General features: G+C 73.9%; 15 protein-coding genes. 7 read left to right on the top strand and 8 right to left on the bottom strand.

The annotated features are described in order from the left end of the window. Positions 1-79: 79 nt before the first annotated feature. Positions 80-1,912, top strand: a complete 1,833-nt coding sequence (gene asnB / locus ACIGZJ_RS13645; RefSeq protein ID WP_396457341.1) for an asparagine synthase (glutamine-hydrolyzing) — start codon at positions 80-82, stop codon at positions 1,910-1,912. Between the two features lie 303 nt (positions 1,913-2,215). Further along, a complete protein-coding gene (locus ACIGZJ_RS13640) occupies positions 2,216-2,905 on the top strand; it encodes a DUF1275 family protein (RefSeq protein ID WP_396457388.1) in 690 nt (229 codons plus the stop codon). A gap of 73 nt (positions 2,906-2,978) precedes the next feature. On the opposite strand, the gene ACIGZJ_RS13635 is transcribed toward ACIGZJ_RS13640, so the two are convergent. Both ACIGZJ_RS13635 and ACIGZJ_RS13630 read right to left on the bottom strand, forming a co-directional pair. Continuing rightward, positions 2,979-3,500: a GNAT family N-acetyltransferase gene (locus ACIGZJ_RS13635; protein ID WP_396457340.1), complete on the bottom strand. Its 522-nt coding sequence runs from the start codon at positions 3,498-3,500 to the stop codon at positions 2,979-2,981. 79 nt (positions 3,501-3,579) lie between these two features. Then, positions 3,580-4,266, bottom strand: coding sequence for a hypothetical protein (locus tag ACIGZJ_RS13630; RefSeq protein WP_396457339.1), 687 nt, complete (start codon positions 4,264-4,266; stop codon positions 3,580-3,582). A gap of 422 nt (positions 4,267-4,688) precedes the next feature. Between ACIGZJ_RS13630 and ACIGZJ_RS13625 the strand changes: the two genes are divergently transcribed. The 3 genes from ACIGZJ_RS13625 to ACIGZJ_RS13615 are packed head-to-tail and all read left to right on the top strand — an operon-like array spanning position 4,689 to position 8,136. Further along, positions 4,689-5,213 (top strand): PadR family transcriptional regulator, encoded by a 525-nt coding sequence (locus ACIGZJ_RS13625; RefSeq protein ID WP_396457338.1) that lies wholly within the window; start codon positions 4,689-4,691, stop codon positions 5,211-5,213. Continuing rightward, complete coding sequence (locus ACIGZJ_RS13620) at positions 5,210-5,911, top strand: ABC transporter ATP-binding protein (protein WP_396457337.1); 702 nt, start codon at positions 5,210-5,212, stop codon at positions 5,909-5,911. The genes ACIGZJ_RS13625 and ACIGZJ_RS13620 overlap by 4 nt, the downstream gene beginning before the upstream one ends. Beyond that, entirely contained in the window at positions 5,908-8,136 is a 2,229-nt protein-coding gene (locus ACIGZJ_RS13615; protein ID WP_396457336.1) for an FtsX-like permease family protein, read from the top strand. Before ACIGZJ_RS13620 ends, ACIGZJ_RS13615 begins: the two co-directional genes overlap by 4 nt. A 13-nt stretch (positions 8,137-8,149) precedes the next feature. Here ACIGZJ_RS13615 and ACIGZJ_RS13610 read toward each other — a convergent pair whose 3' ends face one another. Both ACIGZJ_RS13610 and ACIGZJ_RS13605 read right to left on the bottom strand, forming a co-directional pair. Beyond that, positions 8,150-8,623, bottom strand: coding sequence for an NUDIX hydrolase (locus tag ACIGZJ_RS13610; protein WP_396457335.1), 474 nt, complete (start codon positions 8,621-8,623; stop codon positions 8,150-8,152). Positions 8,624-8,644: 21 nt separating this feature from the next. Next, on the bottom strand, positions 8,645-10,096 hold the full coding sequence (locus ACIGZJ_RS13605) for an SDR family NAD(P)-dependent oxidoreductase (protein WP_396457387.1): 1,452 nt from the start codon (positions 10,094-10,096) through the stop codon (positions 8,645-8,647). Between the two features lie 368 nt (positions 10,097-10,464). Between ACIGZJ_RS13605 and ACIGZJ_RS13600 the strand changes: the two genes are divergently transcribed. Continuing rightward, positions 10,465-11,904, top strand: coding sequence for a GuaB1 family IMP dehydrogenase-related protein (locus tag ACIGZJ_RS13600; protein WP_396457334.1), 1,440 nt, complete (start codon positions 10,465-10,467; stop codon positions 11,902-11,904). Between the two features lie 6 nt (positions 11,905-11,910). Here ACIGZJ_RS13600 and ACIGZJ_RS13595 read toward each other — a convergent pair whose 3' ends face one another. The 3 genes from ACIGZJ_RS13595 to ACIGZJ_RS13585 form a co-directional block, all read right to left on the bottom strand. Then, positions 11,911-12,759, bottom strand: a complete 849-nt coding sequence (locus ACIGZJ_RS13595) for a DUF5995 family protein (protein WP_396457333.1) — start codon at positions 12,757-12,759, stop codon at positions 11,911-11,913. Positions 12,760-12,899: 140 nt separating this feature from the next. Beyond that, complete coding sequence (locus tag ACIGZJ_RS13590) at positions 12,900-13,289, bottom strand: DUF3224 domain-containing protein (protein ID WP_396457332.1); 390 nt, start codon at positions 13,287-13,289, stop codon at positions 12,900-12,902. A 126-nt stretch (positions 13,290-13,415) separates the two neighbouring features. Next, on the bottom strand, positions 13,416-14,501 hold the full coding sequence (locus ACIGZJ_RS13585) for a PP2C family protein-serine/threonine phosphatase (protein ID WP_396457331.1): 1,086 nt from the start codon (positions 14,499-14,501) through the stop codon (positions 13,416-13,418). 144 nt (positions 14,502-14,645) lie between these two features. Between ACIGZJ_RS13585 and ACIGZJ_RS13580 the strand changes: the two genes are divergently transcribed. Then, entirely contained in the window at positions 14,646-15,617 is a 972-nt protein-coding gene (locus ACIGZJ_RS13580; RefSeq protein ID WP_396457330.1) for a pseudouridine synthase, read from the top strand. A gap of 98 nt (positions 15,618-15,715) precedes the next feature. On the opposite strand, the gene ACIGZJ_RS13575 is transcribed toward ACIGZJ_RS13580, so the two are convergent. Then, positions 15,716-19,528 (bottom strand): ricin-type beta-trefoil lectin domain protein, encoded by a 3,813-nt coding sequence (locus ACIGZJ_RS13575; protein ID WP_396457329.1) that lies wholly within the window; start codon positions 19,526-19,528, stop codon positions 15,716-15,718. Between the last annotated feature and the right edge of the window lie 171 nt (positions 19,529-19,699).

The raw sequence follows: 19,699 nt of genomic DNA, 5'->3' as shown, positions 1-19,699 counted from the left end.
CCGGACCCGCGGACACCGACCCGTGTGCCCCGCCGGTTCCCCCTACGGTCCGACCCGCCGCAACAAGGAGTGCACGCACATGTGCGGAATCACCGGCTGGGTGTCCTTCCACCAGGACGTCCGCCAAAGCGCCCCCGTCATCGAGGCGATGACCGCCACCATGGCCCTGCGGGGGCCCGACGCCGGAGGGGTCTGGCTCGGCCCGCACGCCGCCCTCGGCCACCGGCGGCTGTCCGTCATCGACCTCGACGGCGGCGCCCAGCCCATGGCCGACGTCCGGGACAACCCCGCGGTGGTGCTGACCTACAGCGGCGAGGTCTACAACCACCACCGGCTGCGCGCCGAACTCAAGGCCAAGGGGCACCGGTTCGCGACCCGCAGCGACACCGAGGTGGTGCTGCGCGCCTACCAGGAGTGGGGCGAGGCGCTGGTCGACCGGCTGGAGGGGATGTACGCCTTCGCGATCTGGGACGAGCGCGCCGAACGGCTGCTGCTGGTCCGCGACCGACTCGGCGTCAAACCGCTGTTCTGGGCCGAGGTCGACGGCGGACTGGTCTTCGGCTCCGAGCCCAAGGCGCTCTTCGCGCACCCCGGCCTGACCCCGACCGTGGACGCCGACGGGCTGCGCGAGGCCTACAGCCTGCTCTTCAACACCGGACCCACCGTCTGGGCCGGCGTGCGCGAGGTCCACCCCGGCGCCCTGGTCGTCCTCGACCGCGGCGGCGTCCGCGAGCGCCGCTACTGGGAGCTCCAGGCCCGCCCGCACACCGACGACCTGGACACCACCGTCGAGCGGGTCCGCTCGTTGGTCAACCGCGCCGCCCGGGCCCAGCTGGAGGCCGACGTCCCGCTCTGCAGCCTGCTCTCCGGCGGCCTGGACTCCACCGTCGTCACCGCCCTGGTCGCCGACGAACTCCGGCTCTCCGAGGGCCCGGAGGCCCGGCTGCGCTCCTACGCCATCGACTACAGCGACCAGGCCGAGGAGTTCACCGGCGACGTGCTGCGCACCGGCCACGACACCCCGTTCGCCGCCGAGGCCGGGGCCTTCATCGGCAGCGACCACTCCACCGTCGTCCTCGACCCGCGCGCCCTGCTCGACATCGAGCACCGCCGGGCCGTCGTCGTCTCACGCGACTCGCCGATCGGCGTCGGCGACATGGACACCTCGCTCTACCTGCTGTTCGGCGAGATCCGCAAGCACTCCACCGTGGCCCTCTCCGGTGAGGCCGCGGACGAGGTGTTCGGCGGCTACCCGTGGTTCCACAACCCCAAGGCGCTTGCCGCGCAGGCCTTCCCGTGGCTGCTGGTCACCGGCGACCAGGCCGCCATGCCGATCAACCCGGACCTCGCCGCCCACCTGCGGATCGGCGAGTTCCGCGCCGACACCTACCGCAGCGCGCTCGCCGCCGTCCCCCACCTGGACGACGAGAGCCCCGTCGAGCACCGGCAGCGCGAGATGCAGCACCTCTCGCTGACCCGCTGGCTGCGCCAGCTGCTGCACCGCAAGGACCGCCTGTCGATGGCCCAGGGCCTGGAGGTGCGGGTGCCCTACTGCGACCACCGGCTCGTCGAGTACGCTTTCAACGCCCCGTGGGCGATGAAGAGTTACGACGGCCGGGAGAAGAGCCTGCTGCGGGCCACCGGCCAGGGCCTGGCCCCCGAGTCGGTGCTCTGGCGCCCCAAGAACCACTACCCGGCGACCCACCACGCCGACTACAACAGCGGCCTGCAGCAGCTCGCCCGCGAAGCGCTGGACGCACCGCACGTCCGCGACATCGCCGACGAGACCGTCATCAAGGCCGCCCTCGACACCCCGGCCGACCAGCTGCAATGGGGCCACCGGCTGCGCCTGGAACGGGTGGTCGACCTCGGCCTCTGGCTGGACCACCACCGGCCCGCGCTGGCGTTCTGACCTGCGGCGGCCTCCGCGATCCACCGACCTCGCGGAGGCTGCGCACCCTCCTCCCCGGCACGGTCGGCACCCTCCCGGACCGGCACGGCCCGCACCGGCACCCTCCCGGACCGGCACGGCCCGCACCGGCACCCTCCCGGACCGGCACGGCCCGCACCGGCGTCCGCTGGACGGACGCGACGCGCCCGGGCGGCGCTCGCCCCGCCCGGCCCGCGGAGCGTAGAACGGGGTGCCGGGGATCCCCGGGGGCGCACGACGGGAGGACGCGTGGTGGAGCGCAGGTGGTCGGCCGGGGTGCGGTGGATGGTGGCGCCCGAGCGCCACGGCCCGCTGGTGCCGATGCTGTTGCTGCTCACCCTCGGCACCGGCATGGTGGACGCGGTCAGCTTCCTCGCGCTCGGCCACGTGTTCGTCGCCAACATGACCGGGAACGTCATCTTCCTGGGCTTCGCGCTGGCCGGCGCGGCGGGCCTGTCCGCGACCTCCTCGCTCACCGCGCTGGCCGCCTTCCTGGCGGGCGCCCTCGCCGGCGGGCGCTTCTGCGAACGCCGGCCCGCCCACCGGGGCCGGACTCTGGTCGCCGCGATGGCGGTCCAGGCGGGGCTGGTGGCGGCCGCCGTTGTACTGGAGGGCGTGGCCGGGCACGGTGCCACCCCGGTCCGCCACACCCTGATCGCCCTGCTGGCCTTCGCGGTGGGCCTGCAGAACGCCGTCGTGCGCGACCTCCGGGTGCCCGACCTGACCACCACCGTGCTCACCATGACCCTGACGGCCCTGGCCGCCGACCGGGCGGGCGTCCGGCGGATCGCCTCGGCGGCCTCGATGTTCACCGGTGCGCTGCTCGGCGCCCTGCTCGTGCTGCACGTGAGCGTGACCAGCGCGCTGGTGGTGGCACTCGCCCTGGTGGCCGCGGTCGCCGTGTTCACCCGTCGCGCCTGCGCCGCCCGCCCGGGCGCCCCCGACCCCGCCTGGACCCGGCCGCCGGGGGCCTGAGTCCGGGGCCTGAGCCCGGGGCCCGGGTGGCTGAGCCTTGGGCTGGGGGTTGGGGGGCTGGGGTTTGGACCGGTCAGGGGCGGGTGGCCAGGAAGACGTCCAGCTCGACGCCGTACCAGCGGTCGGTGCGCCCGAGCGGGGCCATGTCCAGGCGACGACAGACCGCGGCCGAGGGCCCGTTGTCCGGGCGCAGGACGGCGTGGATGCCGGTGAGGCCGTCCGCGAAGCCCTTGGCGAGCGCGCCGCGGGCGGCCTCGGTGGCGAAGCCGTGGCCCCAGGAGTCCGGGTGCAGGTGCCAGCCGACCTCGACCCGGCCGTCCTCGGTGCGGCCGTCGCCGTCGGGCAGCGGGACGAGCAGGACGGAGCCCACGACCACGCCGTTGTCGCGCCGCTCCAGCGCCCACACCCCGTAGCGGGGGTCGGCGGACCGCTCCCGCCAGCGCGCGATCATGGCGGGCACCTCGGCGGGGGACTCCAGCGCCCGCGGTCGGGCGCCGAGCCAGCGCATGACCTCCCACCGGGAGTAGATCTCATAGGCGCGCTGCTCGTCGGAATCCTCCCAGAGCCGGGCGGTCAGTCGCTCGGTGTGGAACACGTGCGGTCTCCTGCGGGTAGGTGCGGTCGTTGAGGTCGTTGCGGTCGACGGCCCGTCGACACCCCGGGCGGCGGTGCCACTACTCCGGCGGGCCGCCCGGCCCCGGGTGGCGGCTGGTGCGGCCGCTCCAGCCGGGCTCCAACCTGGCCCAGGAGCGCTGCCACTCCTGGTCCGCCCGCCGGTTGAGCACCCGCAGCCGCAGGGCCAGGCCGCCGACCACCAGGCCGGTGAGGCCGCCGAAGGCGAACAGGCCGGTGCAGACGGCGTCGACGACCAGTCCGGTCGCCGTGGCCGGAGCGTCGGCGGGCGCGCCGGCCCCGTCCACCCAGGCGGTGACGGTGGACCCGGTCCGGGCGGACGGGGGCACCGTGAGGGTGCCGGTGCGGGCCTGCCCGTCGGGGGAGGTCCAGGCGGCCTCGGCGTCGGCCTGGTTCCCGTACCCGCCCGCGCGGCGGCCGCCCGCGGCGGGGTCGCGCGGGTCGGCGAGGAGCACGGCCTCCACCTGGTGCAGCCGCGCCCGGTCGGCCGTGGCGTGCCGGGCGGTGAGCCGGTGGGCGAGCAGCGCGGCGCCCGCGGCGAGGAGCAGCGCGAGCAGCAGGCCCAGCGCCGCGGCGAGCAGGGCCCGGCCGCGGGCCCGGTCCACCGGCCGGACCAGGGGATCGCGGCGGGAGCCGACGGTCCGCCGGAGCTGCCGGGCGGCCCGGCGGAGCGGCGAGGCGGGTCGGGGCTGGCGAAGTGTGCGGGACGGGCGGGGTGTGCGGGGCAAGGCGCTTCCTCCTCACGGGTGTTCAGCGCCCGGGGCGGTGCCGCCGGTTGGGCCTTGGTCCCAATCTCCCTCTGCTCCCCACCCGGGCACAAGGGCCGCCCGACCGGCGCCGCCGGGGCGGGTCGTGCGGTACCGGGACGTTCGGCCCTCGGCGGGGGAGGGGGCGGGAGGGCAGGCTGGTCCCGATCGCGTCCTTTGTGCCGGGGGCGCGGCAGGGGCCGGCCTGCTGTGGGGGCCTGCCGGCCCGTGGTGCGGGAGCCGGGGGCGGACATGGGGCCGCCTCCGGCTCCCGCCTGTCCCGGGCCGGGGCGGGGCCGTCACGGGCCGACCCGGAAACCCCGGCAATCACTGATCACCACAGGTCGGAGGGCTATTCTCGCCAGCTATACACTCGAGGTATACATCTGATGTATGGTCATCTCATGAGTGTTCCTTTGACCCTTCTGGGGCTGCTGGAGCGAGAGCCGAGCCATGGCTACGACCTCAAGCGCGACTACGACGCCTTCTTCGGCCGGGGCAAGCCCCTGCCCTACGGCCAGGTCTACGCCACGCTCGGCCGGCTGGCCCGGGACGGCAAGGTCGTCCCCGGTGAGGCCGAGCCCGGCGACGGACCGGAGCGCAAGCGCTACGTGATCACCGAGGCCGGAGTGACGGAGTTCGAGCACTGGCTCACCGAGCCCGTATCGCCCGAACCCAACCTGCAGACGGTGCTGTTCACCAAGGTCGTGCTGGCCCTGATGCTCGGCCGCGACGCCGAGGTGTACCTCGACACCCAGCGGGCCGCCCACATGGCGCGGATGCGCGAACTGACCGACCTGCGCCGCAAGGGCGCCCTGGTCGACGCGCTGCTCGCCGACCACGGACTGTTCCACCTGGAGGCCGACTTGCGCTGGATCGACCTGACCACCGCCCGCCTGGACGCGCTCGCCGAGGCGGTGCGGTCATGACGCCGCTGATCGAGGCCCGCGACATCACGCTCGCCTTCGGCGAGACCCCGGCCCTGCGCGGCGCCGGCCTGGCGGTCGACGCCGGCGAGGTGCTCGCCATCATGGGCCCCAGCGGCTCCGGCAAGTCCACGCTGCTGCACTGCCTCGCCGGCATCCTCACCCCCGACTCCGGTGAGGTCCACTTCAACGGGCAGCGGATCGACACCATGGCCGAGGCCCAGCGCAGCGCCCTGCGCCGCGACCGGTTCGGCTTCGTCTTCCAGTTCGGCCAGCTCGTCCCCGAGTTGACCGCCGAGGAGAACGTCGCCCTGCCGCTGCTGCTGAGCGGCACCCGGCGGGCGGCCGCATTGGCCGAGGCCCGGCCCTGGTTCGCCCGGCTCGGCCTGGACGGCATGGAGCGGCGCCGCTCCGGCGAGCTGTCGGGCGGTCAGGCGCAGCGCGTCGCACTCGCCCGCGGCCTGGTGGCGCGGCCCCAGGTGCTGTTCGCCGACGAGCCGACGGGCGCGCTGGACTCGCTCACCGGCGAGCAGGTGATGGAGCTGATGGTCGGCGCCGCCCGCGAGCAGGGCACCACCGTCATCCTGGTCACCCACGAGCCCCGGGTCGCCTCCTACGCGGACCGCGAGGCGATCGTCCGGGACGGCAGGGCCACCGCGCTCCCGGCTGCGGGCCGCGCGGCGGAGCGGGTCGCCTCGTGATCCGCTTCGCACTGCGCCTGGCCGTCAGCGGCGGGAGGGAGGCCGTGGCCCGGCTGGTCGTCATCGCCGCCGCCGTGGCGATCGGAGTCGGCCTGCTGCTGTCCACGCTGGCCAGTATCAACGCCGTCGGCAAGGCCAACGAACGGGTGCTGTGGACCAACACCGGGGCGGCCAGCCGCACCGAGACGGCCCCGGTGGACCCGCTCTGGTGGTGGGACCACGGCGACTACTACGACGGCAAGGAGATCTTCCGGGTCGACGTGGCCGCGACCGGGCCGACCGCGCCCGTCCCGCCGGGCCTCACCGGACTTCCCGCGCCCGGCGAGTACTACGCCTCGCCCGCGCTGGCCGAACTGCTGCGCACGACCCCGTCCGTGGAGCTGGGCGACCGCTTCCCCGGCCGGATGGCCGGAGTCCTCGGCGACGAGGCACTGCCCTCCCCGGACTCGCTGTACGTGATCGAGGGGCGGACGCCCGCGGAGATCGAGCACATATCCGGGGCGAGCAAGGTCACCACCATCGCCACCGCGCTCCCGCCCTCCTGCGACAACGACTGCCCCGGGCTGGGCACCCGCGGCGACGCCATGACGCTGATCCTCTCCGTGGTGGCCGGCGCGCTGATCTTCCCCGTGGTCATCTTCATCGGCACCGCGACCAGGCTCTCCACCGCCACCCGCGAGCAGCGCTACGCCGCGATGCGGCTGGTCGGTGCCACGCCGCGGCAGGTCTCGGCGATCTCGGCGGTGGAGTCCACCGTGGCCGCGGCGGCCGGCGCGGTCGTCGGCTTCGGCCTCTTCCTGCTGATGCGCCCGCTGGTGGCGACCATCCCGTTCACCGGCGACCGGTTCTTCGCCGAGGACCTGACGCTCACTCCGCTCCAGGCGGCGGCCACGGCGCTGGGCGTCCCGGTGGCGGCCGCGGTCGCCGCCCGGCTGGCGCTGCGGCGGGTCGCCATCTCGCCGCTGGGCGTCACCCGCCGGGTCACCCCGAAGCCGCCGGGCCTCTGGCGGCTGGCCCCGCTGCTGGCCGGCCTCGCCGAGCTCGCCTTCTTCGTCAACCGGCGCCCCGACAGCACCGACGGGCAGACGGCCGCCTATCTGACCGGCTTCCTGACGGTCATGCTCGGTCTGGTGGTCGCGGGCCCCTGGCTCACCATGGCCGCCGCCCGGGGCGTCGCCCGGCGCACCAGCCGCCCGGCCACGCTGATCGCCGTCCGGCGCCTCGCCGACGACCCGAAGGCGGGCTTCCGCTCCGTCGCCGGCCTCGTCCTCGCCCTCTTCGTCACCACGGCGACGGTCTGCATCATCGGCACCATCAACGAGAACCGGGGCTCGCTCAGCGGGGGCCCGGAGACCAGGGCCGTGGTCTCGCACGGCGCCCTCGTCGACGAAGCGCCGATGACGGACGCGCTGCCGGACCGGCTCCTGGCGGAGCTCCGTGCGGTGCCCGGGTTCCGGGGCCTCGCCGTGGGCCACGACAACCCGCAGGCCATCGGCGCCGAGCCGGGCGAGCGCCCCGGGTTCGCCCCCAGCCTGGTGCTCTGCACCGACCTCGCCCAGACCCCGGTGGCCGGTTACTGCCCGGCGGGTGCGAGCGTCGTCGGCGTCCCGCCGTGGGCCTTCCTGGACGTGCGCTCCAACGCCTCGAAGGAGTGGACGGCCGCACCGGTCTCCGCCGAGGAGGCGGCCCGGCTGCCGGTGCGCAACGTCTACGTGACCACCGACGGCTCCGCCGCGGCCAAGGAGCAGGTCCGCACCGCGCTCACCAAGGCCTACCCGCAGTACCGGTCCAGGACGGTCGGCGACTGGGGCTCCAGCCAGCAGAAGCAGCTGGCCGGCTGGCGGCAGCTGGCGAACGTGGTGCTGCTGACCACCCTGCCGATCGCCGGCTGCAGCCTGGCGGTGAGCGTGGTCGCGGGCCTGTCCGACCGCAAGCGGCCGTTCGCGATGCTGCGGCTGACGGGCGCGCCGCTGCGCCTGCTGCAGCGGGTGATCGGGCTGGAGAGCGCGCTGCCGCTGGTGGTGGTGGCGGCGATCGCGATCGGAACCGGTTTCGCGGCGTCCGCGATGTTCCTCAAGTCGCAGATGAGGTACGACCTGGTGTCGCCGGGCGCGGTGTACTTCGTCCTGGTGGCGCTCGGCCTGGCGGCCTCGCTGGGCATCATCGCCTCGACGCTGCCGCTGCTGAGGCGGATCACCGGCCCGGAGGCGGCCCGCAACGGCTGACCGGCTGCGCGCCCTACCCCGTCACCCGCGCACCGCGGGTGACGGGGTAGGCGTACGTCCCGGCGCGCCGGACGTCGGCGAGGTCCGGCAGCCAGCTGCCGAGGACCAGCGCGGACGGGTAGAACATCGGCCCGGGCAGCGCGTCGAGCGGGAACCGCTCCCAGCCCGCGCACGCGTGCGGCTCGGTGACCTCGGCCGCGGCCAGGCTCGGCGGGGCGAGCACGGCCGCGGTCAGCCGGGGGCGTCCCAGCTCGTGGTCGAGGAGCACCGCCAGCACCCGCATCCGCCCGGCCGGCAGCACGATGCCGGTCTCCTCGGCCAGCTCCCGGGCGGCGGCCTCTTCGAAGGACTCGCCCGGGTCGTCCACCTTGCCGCCCGGCAGGCTCCAGGTCGGCGGCTCGCCGGCGGTGGTCCGGCGGCCGAGCAGCACCCGGCCGTCCCCGGTGGGGACGATGACGCCGGCGCCGAGCAGCGGTGCGGTGGTCAACTCGGTTCCTCCTCGCAGGGGTTACCAGGCGGCGCGGTCGAAGTCCTTCAGGAAGCAGCCGTACAGGTCCTCGCCCTGCTCGCCGCGCACGATCGGGTCGTACACCCGGGCCGCGCCGTCGACCAGGTCGAGCGGGGCGTGGAAGCCCTCGTCGGCCAGGCGCATCTTGTCCGGGTGCGGGCGCTCGTCGGTGATCCAGCCGGTGTCGACGGCGGTCATCAGGATGCCGTCGGTCTCGAACATCTCCTGCGCGCTGGTGCGGGTGAGCATGTTCAGCGCGGCCTTGGCCATGTTGGTGTGCGGGTGGCCGGCGCCCTTGTAGCCGCGCTGGAACACGCCCTCCATCGCGGAGACGTTGACCACGTACTTGCGGCGGGAGGCGGCGGCCGCCATCGCCGGGCGCAGCCGGCTGATCAGGATGAACGGCGCGGTGGAGTTGCAGAGCTGGACCTCCAGCAGCTCCACCGGGCCGACCTCGTTGACGGTCTGCACCCAGCTGTTGGTGGGGGCGAGGTCGGGCACCAGGCCGCCCGCGTCGATCGCGGTGCCGGCCTCGATCCGGGCGGGGGTGGCGGAGCCGGTGACCAGGGCGAGGGAGGTGACGTCCTCGGCGGAGATCCGCTCGCCGCCGCCGCTCGCCTGGGCGGGGAGGGCGGGCAGGTCCACGCTGCCGCTGCCGAAGCGGCCGATGGTGGTGGACTGCGGGAGCTCGCCGGCCGGCAGCGGCGCGGACTCGGCGTTGACCAGCTCGCGGTAGGACTCCGGCGGGCGCCGTACGGTCTGCGCGGCGTTGTTGATCAGGATGTCCAGCGGGCCGTCGGCGGCGACCTCGTCGGCCAGCGCCAGGACCTGGGCCGGGTCGCGCAGGTCGATCCCGATGATCTTCAGCCGGTGCAGCCACTCGGCGCTGTCCGGCATCGCGGTGAAGCGGCGGATCGCGTCGTTGGGGAACCGGGTGGTGATGGTGGTGTGGGCGCCGTCGCGCAGCAGCATCAGCGCGATGTACATGCCGATCTTGGCCCGGCCGCCGGTGAGCAGCGCGCGCTTGCCGGTGAGGTCGGCCCGCGCGTCGCGGCGGGCGCGGTTCTTCACGGCGCAGGTCTGGCAGAGGTTGTGGTAGAACGCGTCCACCTCGACGTACCGCTGCTTGCAGGTGTAGCAGGAGCGCGGCCGCTCCAGGATCCCGGCGATCTCGGTGGTGGTGACGGTGGTCAGGCCGAAGGCGCCGGCCGTCTCGTCGTCGATCCGGGTCGGGGCGCCGGTCGCCGTCCGGGCGGTGACCTCGCGGTCGTTGGCGGTCTTGCGGGCCCGGGTCTCCTGGCGGCGGCGCTGCTTGAGGGTGCGGAATATGCCGCCGACGGCCTGGCGGACGGTGATCGCGTCCGGGTGGTCGACGTGCAGTTCGTCCAGTTCGGCGATCACGTCGAGGCAGAGCTTCAGCCGCTCCGGGTCGAGCCCCGGGCCGAAGTCGATCTCCTCGGCGGTCTCGGCGCCGTCTCCGTCCGTGCTGTTCGCGCTGTCCGTGATGGGGTCCTGCTGGATGTCCACGCCCGCCGTCATGCCTGTTTGCCGCTTCCCTGTTGCCACCGCCGTTACCGCGTGAATGCTACGGGAGCAGGGGTGGCGGGGGCGAAAAGCCGATCGCTTGGAGGAACCTACAGTCCTGACGGCGATCCGATGATCATGGTTTATGCACTGCACCAGCAATCGTGCTCGAACTGGCTTTTGCCTCCGGCGTGCCGGAGAATCGAATGTTGGGTGCGGGGCGCCCGAGTGCGCCCCGCGGAACCGCCGCAACCGCACCCGAGGTGTACCTTCTCCCAGCCAGAGAGCCCCATTTCATGCGCTTCCTGAACGACCTCAAGCCCTCGTACGACCTCACGTACGACGACGTCTTCATGGTCCCCAGCCGCTCCGCCGTGGGCTCCCGGCAGGGTGTCGACCTCTCGTCGAACGACGGCACCGGCACGACCATCCCGCTCGTGGTGGCCAACATGACCGCCATCGCCGGCCGCCGGATGGCCGAGACCGTCGCCCGCCGCGGCGGCCTGGTCGCCATCCCGCAGGACATCCCGACCGAGGTCATCGCCGACGTCATCGGCTGGGTCAAGCAGCGCCACCTGGTGCACGACACCGCGATCACCCTCGGCCCCGGCGCCACCGTCGCCGAGGCCCTCTCGCTGCTGACCAAGCGGGCGCACGGCGCGCTGGTCGTGGTCGAGGACGACAAGCCGATCGGCGTGGTCACCGACTCCGACTGCCAGGGCGTCGACCGCTTCACCAGCCTCGCCGACGTGATGTCCCGCGACCTGCTGCTGCTGGACCAGGGCATCGACCCGCGCGCCGCCTTCGACAAGCTGAGCGAGGCGCACCGCAAGCTCGCCCCCGTGGTCGACGGCGAGGGACGCCTGGTCGGCCTGCTGACCCGCAAGAACGCGCTGCGCGCCACCCTCTACACCCCGGCCGTGGACACCGAGGGCCGGCTGCGGGTCGCGGCCACCGTCGGCATCAACGGCGACGTGGCGGGCAAGGCCAAGGCCCTGGTCGAGGCCGGCGCCGACGTGCTGGTCGTCGACACCGCGCACGGCCACCAGGAGTCGATGATCAGCGCGCTGCGCGCGGTGCGCGGGCTGGACCCGCAGATCCCGATCGTGGCCGGCAACGTGGTCTCCGCCGCGGGTGTCCGCGACCTGGTCGAGGCGGGCGCCGACATCCTCAAGGTCGGTGTCGGCCCCGGCGCGATGTGCACCACCCGGATGATGACCGGCGTCGGCCGGCCCCAGTTCTCCGCCGTCCTGGAGTGCGCCGCCGAGGCGCGCAGGCTCGGCAAGCACGTCTGGGCCGACGGCGGGGTCCGCCACCCGCGCGACGTCGCGATGGCGCTGGCCGCCGGCGCCTCCAACGTGATGATCGGCTCCTGGTTCGCCGGTACCTTCGAGTCGCCCGGCGACCTGCAGACCACCGCCGACGGCCGCCAGTACAAGGAGAGCTTCGGCATGGCCTCGGCGCGTGCGGTGAGCAACCGCACCTCCCAGGACTCCGCGTACGACCGGGCCCGCAAGGCGCTGTTCGAGGAGGGCATCTCGCACTCGCGGATGTTCGTCGACCCGGCCCGCCCGGGCGTCGAGGACCTGATCGACTCGATCGTCGCGGGCGTGCGCAGCTCCTGCACCTACGCGGGCGCCTCCAGCCTGGAGGAGTTCCACGAGAAGGCCGTGGTCGGCATCCAGAGCGCCGCCGGCTACGCCGAGGGCAAGCCGCTGCACTCCAGCTGGGCCTGATCCCGATCAGCTCACGGCCGGCCGGTTCCTCGCCTCGGGGAGCCGGCCGGCCGTTGTGCTGTGGGTGTGGGTGTGGGTGTGGGTGTGGGTGTGGGTGTGGGCGCGGGTGTCGGTACGGGTGCGGCCGTGGTCCGGGGGCCGGTGCCGGTCCTGGCCGGGCAGGCCCAGCGGTGTGAGCAGGGCCCGGCCGAGCAGTCCGACCGAGCCGTCCAGCGCGGCGGTGAGCGCCCGGGCCGCGAGCGGTACCCCGTGCAGCGCCCGCAACGCGAGCACGCTCGCCCAGGCAGCGTCCCGGGCCGCGTCGACCGTCCAGGCGCCGACCAGGTGCGTCAGCGGCTCGGCGAGCTCCAGCACGTCCGGTCCGGGCATCAACCGCTCCCGGACGGCCGTCTCCACCTCCGCCAGCAGCCCGCCGATCCGCTGGTAGTCCCCGGCCAGCGCCTGCGGCTCGCAGCCCAGCCGGTCGCAGGTCTCGACCACCGCCAGCGGCAGGTCGTGCTGGATGTGGGCGTTCATCCCGGCCAGCGCGAACTGCACCGGGTGGATGCCCGGGTGCGCACGCAGCTCGAACAGCGGACGCCAGCAGGCGGGCGGCCGCCGCCCGGCCCCGACCGCGTCCACCGCCAGCAGGTAGCGCCCGGCGAACACCGCGTCCAGCTCGGCCATCGCGCCCGGGTCGGCGAAGCACGGCTCGCCGAGGCGCCGGCGCACCAGCTCCGTGACGGTGAGGTACATGGCGTTGAACACCGCCACGCCGTCCTCCTCGGGCAGGCCGGCCCCGACAGCCCGCAGCCGGCCGATCACCGCGTCGACCCTGGCGAGCCCGCTCCCCGCCCGCATCGCTGCACCCGGCATGCGCCACCCTCCGATGTCGATCGTGCACTGATCGCATCATCGTGACAGCGGCACGCCCCTGTGCCGGGGCCGCCGCGCGAACGGGCGCCCGTCAGGGCGATCCGCCGGGGCACTCGTCGGGTGGGTAGGTGGCCAGGCGGTCAGCCCAGCTCGTACTCCAGGACGTAGGTGTGCCCGCCCGCCTCGTCGACGGACAGCCGGAACGCCCCGGTGATCCCCGCCAGCTCACCCGCACCCGTGCCCGCCACCACCTGGATCGTCACCCCGTCGGTGCCGAACGCGGCGTGCTGCAGCGCGAACGAGCCCTTGCGCCCCTCCAGCTCGCCGGTGAAGTGCTCCACCGCCACGTACGAGGCCGGGGCACCCGCGCCGTCCAGCACGGACAGCATCCGCACCACGCTGCTCCCCGTCATCCCGCCGCTGAAGTCCTTGGTGATCCGGACCCGGCCGAGCGTCGCGCCCGGCTGCTCGTCCGTCTCCTCCGGCTCGAAGCCGGTCACCTTGAAGGCCCCGCCCGCCGTGTTCCCCATGGCTCTGTCCCCTCGAAGCACCCGAGCGCCCGGCCCTGTGCCGACCGCGCCCACAGCCTCGCACGGGCCACTGACAATCGCGCCCGAGAGACGGGCGCCGCCCGCCCGCACCAAAAACCACCGCGGCTACTCCCAGCGGACCGCCAGCATCGCCGCGTCGTCGTCCAGCCCGCCCGCCCCCACCCAGGCGCCGACATCCCCGAGCAGCGCGTCGAGCAGGTCCTCCGGACTCCCCGGGTGCAGCTCCGCCCAGCGCTGCGCCAGCGGGTAGAAGCGGCCGGCCGCGTTGCGGGCCTCCGAGACGCCGTCGGTGTGCAGCAGCAGCAGGTCGTCCGTCCGCGGCTCGAACCGGCCCGCCTGGTACTGCCCGCCGACCAGCCCGAGCAGCCCCAGCGGCGGCGCGTGCAGCGGCGGCTCCAGCTCCACCACCAGGCCGTCGCGGCGCAGCAGCGGGTGCGGATGCCCGCAGTTGACGAAACCGGCCGCCCCGCCCGGCGGCACCTCCAGGAACAGTGCCGTGACGAACCGCTCGTTCGCCGGGCGCCCGGCCAGCGCCGCGTCCAGGCGCTCGGCGAGCCGGGCGAGGTCCGGCTCGGTGCGCGCCGCCTCCCGGAACACCCCGAGCACGTCGGCGGCCGTCTCCACCGCCGGCAGCCCGTGGCCCTGGACGTCCCCGAGCAGGATCCGGATGCCGTACGGGGTGTCCGCGACCTCGTACAGGTCCCCGCCGATCCGCGCCTCGGCCGCCGCCGCGGCGTACCGCACGGCGATCCGCAGCGGCCCGATCCGCTCCGGCGGAGGGCGCAGCAGCGCCCGCTGCGCCGCCTCGGCGACCGTCCGGACCTGCGACAGCTCGCGCTCCCTGGCCGCGACCAGGCCGACGTTGGCCGCGCTCGCCAGGGTCGCCGCCAGCACGGTGATCAGCGCGGTGAGGTGGACGGAGTCCGGCAGACCGTTGTTGCTCAGCTCCAGCAGCGCCACGGCGGCGATGGCGATCGCCCCGGTGATCATCGGCACCCGGGGTCTGCGGGTGGTGACACCGACGAGGATCGGCGCGACCGCGAGCACGGGGGACAGCGTCGTCCCCGGCCCGGTCACCAGGTCGGCCGCCACGGCCGCGACCAGCAGGAGGAACGCGCAGCCGAGCAGCAGCCGGATCCGCCGCGGCAGGCGCAGCGGCGGCACCGCGTCCTGCGGGCGATCGCCGGTCACGCGCGCTCCTCTGAACGGGCGGGCCGGTCGGAGTCCGACCCCTCCTCCGTCCACTCTCCACCGCGGCCGCCCCCCTCAGCACCTCGGGGCGGATCCACTGCACCGGTCCGGCGGCCGAAAGCAAGGGCTTAGGCTGACCGGGAGATGAGACGTAAGCGGAAGGTGCCGCCCACCCCCCTGCCACAGCGCAACGGGGTGGATCCGGTGCACCTGCGGCTGCCCGCCGAGGGGGAGTGGCCGACCCTGCGGGCGTACCTGGCCGACCGGCTGCCGACGGTCGACCCGGCCCGGATCGACGCGCTGCTGGGCGGGGGCGAGATCGTCGGCGAGCACGGCCCGGTCGCCCCCGACGAGCCGTTCCGGCCCGGCGCCCACCTCTGGCTCCACCGCGACCTCCCGCAGGAGGTGCACGTCCCGTTCGAGCTGGACGTGCTGTACCGGGACGAGCACCTGGTGGTGGTCGACAAGCCGCACTTCCTGGCCACCACCCCGCGCGGGCGGCACGTCGTGGAGACGGCCCTCTCCCGGCTGCGGCACTCGCTCGACCTGCCCGCGCTCAGCCCCGCGCACCGGCTGGACCGCCTCACCGCGGGTCTGGCGATGTTCGTGGTGCGGCCCGAGGAACGCGGCGCCTACCAGACGCTGTTCCGGGACCGGCTGGTCCGCAAGGAGTACCAGGCCGTCGCGGGGTACGACCCGGCGCTCGCGCTGCCCTGCACGGTGCGCAGCCACATCGTCAAGGAGCGCGGGGTGATCGCCGCCCAGGAGGTCGACGCCCCGCCGAACAGCGAGAGCCTGATCGAGCTGGCCGAGCTGCGCGACGGGCTCGGCCGCTACCGCCTGCGGCCGCTGACCGGGCGCACCCACCAGCTGCGCCTGCACATGAGCGGCCTGGGCCTGCCGATCCTCGGGGACCCGGTCTACCCGGTGCTGCTGCCCGAGCCGGCTCCGGACGACTTCCGTCGGCCGTTGCAACTGCTCGCCTCGGTGGTCGAGTTCACCGATCCGCTGACCGGCAGGCCGCACCGCTTCGAGAGCCGCCGCAGCCTCACCGCCTGGTCCGCCCCGGAGATCTGGGCGCAGCAGGCGGCCGAGCCCGTCAGCCCGGGTCGCTAGGGTCGCTACAGACAGACAGCCAGACGCCGCGGGCAGCACGGAGCTGCTCGCGGCGCCTGGCTGTCCCCGGGGCCCGGGGGCCGTGGTTCCTCAGGAGGTCAGGGACCGGTCTCGGGGTTCAGGGTCCACTGCTGGTTGGCCTGGAGGACGGGGCAGTCCCAGATGCCGAGGCGGATGCCCTGGTCGGGGCTCCACCCGGGGCGGTCCAGGCAGCGCCCGGTGGGCGCGCCGGCCGAGACGGTGGCCGGGAGGTAGATCCGGCCGTCGGAGGTCGTCGCCCACTTCTGGCTCGGCTGGTTCCGGCAGACGGCGAGGACCACCTTGGAACCGTTGTCGAGCGACGGGTCCTGCACGGTCAGGCAGTAGCCGGAGGCGCGGACGGTGCCGTCGATGCCGAAGGTGAACCGCTGGTTGACGGTCTGCCAGCACCCGTAGACGGAGATCTCGGCCCCGTCGCGCGGGCCGCCCTCGGCGTCGACGCACTGCCAGGGGACCTGGTTGGAACTCAGGGACACGCTCGTGTTGGCGTAGCCCATGACGGAGTAGCCGGTGAAGCCGTCGACCCGGCCGGGCGCCCCGCCGGTGCCGGTGAAGATCGCGATCGCACCGGTGTTGTCGATGACCCAGAGGTCGGCGAAGCCGTCACCGTTGAAGTCGGCGGCGCCGATCCCGGGGTGGCTGGTGGAGTTCAGGCCGCTGATGGTCTCGATCGGCTTGCCGCCGGCGGGGTTGGTCAGCGCGCTGAAGTCGGCCTTGCCGTTCGCGCTGCGGGTGATCGGGTAGGCGAAGATCTGGCCCGTGGTGCGGTGCCGGGCCCAGAGGGTGGCCTGCTTGGCGTCGTCGAAACCGGCCGTCGTGGTCACGCCGTTCGCGGGGCCGGGGTTGATCAGGTCGTAGTCGTCCCAGCTTCCCGTACCGGGGGCGGTGGGAATGAGCAGGGCCGGGGAGTTGACCTCGTTCCACTTCAGCTCGCTGGCGTCGTGCAGCCAGAGCCGGCCGCCCTCGACGGTGAGCAGGGAGGTCTGGCTGATGATCGAGGTCTTCGCCGGGTCGGTCGGGGTCCCCGGGCTGGTGCTGGTCAGCTCGCCGTCGGGGGTGCCGAGGGAGACCACCTGGCTGACCTCGGACCAGTCGGCGGCGTACGGCCGACCGGTCGGGCAGGCCAGGCCGGAGGTCGGTACGGCGGCGCAGTTGGTGGACTTCTGCCTGGTCAGCGGGATCTTCTGGTAGATGTCGTAGCGGCCGGTGCCGTCGTTGTCGATCAGGTAGAGGTACTTCTTGAGGTTGGCGTCCCGGGTGTTGTGGACGATCAGCTGGTCCAGCGCCCCGGACTCGTTGAGCGTGCCGCGGTGGGTGACCTGGTAGTCGGCCCAGCTGGTGGCGGTGTCGTTGACGCCGTTGCGCGGTGCGCTGACCCCGGTGGCGGTGATGGCCCGCGCCGGGTCGGCGTTGCCGCTCAGGGTGCGCAGGTTGCCGCCGGCGTCGGGGGTGACGATGTCGGGGATCTGGTCACCGTCGGTGTCGCCGAAGACGGGGACGAAACCGGGCCGCCAGGGGGCGTAGAACGAGTAGTCCGCACGCTGGCTGTAGTTGCCGGCGACGTCCATGGCCCACGCGTAGACGCTGTTGGTGCCCCACCGGGTGGGCGTGAACGGGACGGCCGCGCCCGGGCCGTAGGTGCCGGAGTCGCCGCACTGCCAGCCGGTGACCGGGGTCGGCTGGGCGCTGAAGCGCACGCAGGCGATGCCGGAGGCCTCCAGGCCCGCTCCGGGGGCCGGGTCCTCGGCGTTGATCAGGAAGGTGGCCGGGTTGGTGTCGTTGGCGTACCGGGTGGGGTGGTCGTTGGGTGTCCCGGACGGCGGGAAGTCGGGGGAGCTGATGCTGAGGCGCGGGTTGGTGCGGTCGACGCGGAAGTAGCACCAGGCGCTCATCGGCGAGGTCAGGGCCTCGTCCGTGGCCTCGGCGTACCAGCCGTACTTGTGGCCGTCGGAGAGCGAGCCGACCGGGAGGCTGTAGCCGGGGTCGTTGTAGCTCCCGAGCCAGCCGCCGTTGACGACACCGAAGCCGCCGTCGTTGTCGTCCCACAGGTGGAAGCGGGTGTAGACGCTCTGCCCGGTGGGGGACCAGCTGTTGGCGATCAGGTTGATGTTCAGGTTGTTGCCGATCCAGCCCGGGTTGTCCCAGGGCCGGGTGCCGCCGCTGGTGCACTCGGCGGAGGTCCGGCTGTCGGCGAAGCCCGGACCGGGGCTGGTCCGCGGGTACCAGACGGTGGGCGCGATGTCGTAGGTGGTGGCGATGCTGGGGTTGCTGGCGACCTTGACCCGGTAGAGCTTCTCGTACTCGCTCGCCTTGGGTGCGAAGCCGACCGTCCAGACCGACCACTGGCCCGCCGCGGCCTGCTTCATCCACTCGGTGACGTCGACGGACATCGGTCCGCCGCCCGTGGTGGTCTGGCTGCCGACGTAGGTGCAGCCCTCCATGACCACGCTGCCGTTGTCGCCGCAGGGCTGGTCGGTCCATTTGCTGTGCTCGTGGATGACCCTGCCCTGCGGGGCCGAGTAGACGCCGAGGTCGACGGGTGTTCCCGGGCTGGAGGGGTTGTTGACCTGGGCGTTGAGCGTGGAGGTGTACAGCGTGGGCGGGGCGTCGGCGCCGTTGGGCTTGGTGTAGACGGCCGGGTTGATTCGGAACTGGAAGTAGGCGCGCTCGCGGCCCTTGACGGCGCAGTTCAGGTTGGGGTCGGGGCTGGAGTAGCCGCAGTAGCCGGTGGCGACGTTGGTCTTCTTGTTGTAGTTCTCGGCGGTCTTGTAGTTCTCCTGGACCTGGACCGAGCCCTCGGAGTAGCTGGCGACCGCGGTGAGGGTCGGATCGAGGTACCACGGGCCGGTGCCCGAGCGCAGCGCGGCCTGGTCCGGCACGAGCTCCAGTGCGTCGCCGACCACCTTGGTGGCGATCGCGGCGACGTTGGCACCGTCGCCGGGGGCCTCGGCGGTGGAGGCGGGCGGCGGCGGGGGCGCGTCGAGGCTGTTGCCCGCCGCGGCCGACTTGGCCGACCTGGCCGAGGAGGCGGGCTGGGCGGCGGGCCGGGAGGAGTCCCACTGCAGTGCGGCGGGGGACCGGAACCGGACGGTGCCGCCGTCGTCCTTGACGTTCACCTCGCCGGACTCGGCGGCGGAGACGGTGAGCCCCTCGGCCTTGAGCGGGAAGCGCAGGGTCTTCAGGGCCGGGTTGGCGGCGGCCTCGGCGGTGCGGACGACGATCACGTCGCGCCAGCCGCCGACGGACAGCGCGGTGAGCTGGAGGTCGACTCCCGGCAGGACGTCCGGGTAGGTGGCGGTGGCGCCGGCCAGGGTCGGCTTGGGGAGGGGGAAGGGGGCCTCGACGGAGAGCTTCCTCCCGTCGTCGGTGCTGATCGTGGCCATCGGGCCGCGGCCGCCCCCGGAGAAGGAGACCGGGGTGGAGGCGACGGCCGGGGTCAGGGTGCCGTCGGGGTTCGCACGCAGCGTGGCGTCGAGCTCGACCCAGCCGCCGGACCGCCTGGTGCGGACGGGCGCGCTGTCGTCGGTGGTGGTGAGGGTGCCGTTCGGGTTGGCGACGGTCCTGGACGCCTCGGTGGTCATCGCCTCGACGACCACCGGCTTGCCGGTCGACCTCGCCGTGGTGACCGCGTCGAGCATGGCCTGCTGCTCGGGGGTGCGGGCCGGCGCGGGGCCCATCGGCGCGGCCGTCGCGGAGGTGCCGCCGGCCGGGCCCGGTGCGGCCACCGCGACGGGGGCGCCCGTACCGCCGAGCAGCCCGAGGCCGAGCGCGAGGCTGGTGCCGAGCGCGGCGAGGGCCCGGTTCGGTGATCGGCGGCGGCCGGTACGAGGTATCCGGTTCTGTGGTGATTGTGCGGATCTGATGGACGACATCGGTCCCCTCCGGTGAAGCCCGCCCGTCCCGGGCGGCGCGTACGGGAACGAACGATGCTGGCTGACCTGGCGAATCGTCAAACCCGTTCGGTGCTTTGTCTTCACATATCCCATTGGTGTACCGACGCTCGGTAACAAAGGTATAAACCAATTCCGGTTTGCCCGATTCGT

The organism is Kitasatospora sp. NPDC052868, assembly GCF_044547105.1.
Classification (GTDB): Bacteria; Actinomycetota; Actinomycetes; order Streptomycetales; family Streptomycetaceae; genus Kitasatospora.
The sequence above is the reverse complement of the archived record's forward strand: the minus strand, read 5'-3'. Positions and strand labels throughout refer to the sequence as shown.

Excerpts from the sequence above, each read along its gene's own strand:
- asnB (WP_396457341.1), top strand. The coding sequence starts at position 80 with ATGTGCGGAATCACCGGCTGGGTGTCCTTCCACCAGGACGTCCGCCAA.
- ACIGZJ_RS13640 (WP_396457388.1), top strand. The coding sequence starts at position 2,216 with ATGGTGGCGCCCGAGCGCCACGGCCCGCTGGTGCCGATGCTGTTGCTG.
- ACIGZJ_RS13625 (WP_396457338.1), top strand. The coding sequence starts at position 4,689 with ATGAGTGTTCCTTTGACCCTTCTGGGGCTGCTGGAGCGAGAGCCGAGC.
- ACIGZJ_RS13620 (WP_396457337.1), top strand. The coding sequence starts at position 5,210 with ATGACGCCGCTGATCGAGGCCCGCGACATCACGCTCGCCTTCGGCGAG.
- ACIGZJ_RS13600 (WP_396457334.1), top strand. The coding sequence starts at position 10,465 with ATGCGCTTCCTGAACGACCTCAAGCCCTCGTACGACCTCACGTACGAC.
- ACIGZJ_RS13595 (WP_396457333.1), bottom strand. The coding sequence starts at position 12,759 with ATGCCGGGTGCAGCGATGCGGGCGGGGAGCGGGCTCGCCAGGGTCGAC.
- ACIGZJ_RS13590 (WP_396457332.1), bottom strand. The coding sequence starts at position 13,289 with ATGGGGAACACGGCGGGCGGGGCCTTCAAGGTGACCGGCTTCGAGCCG.
- ACIGZJ_RS13580 (WP_396457330.1), top strand. The coding sequence starts at position 14,646 with ATGAGACGTAAGCGGAAGGTGCCGCCCACCCCCCTGCCACAGCGCAAC.
- ACIGZJ_RS13575 (WP_396457329.1), bottom strand. The coding sequence starts at position 19,528 with ATGTCGTCCATCAGATCCGCACAATCACCACAGAACCGGATACCTCGT.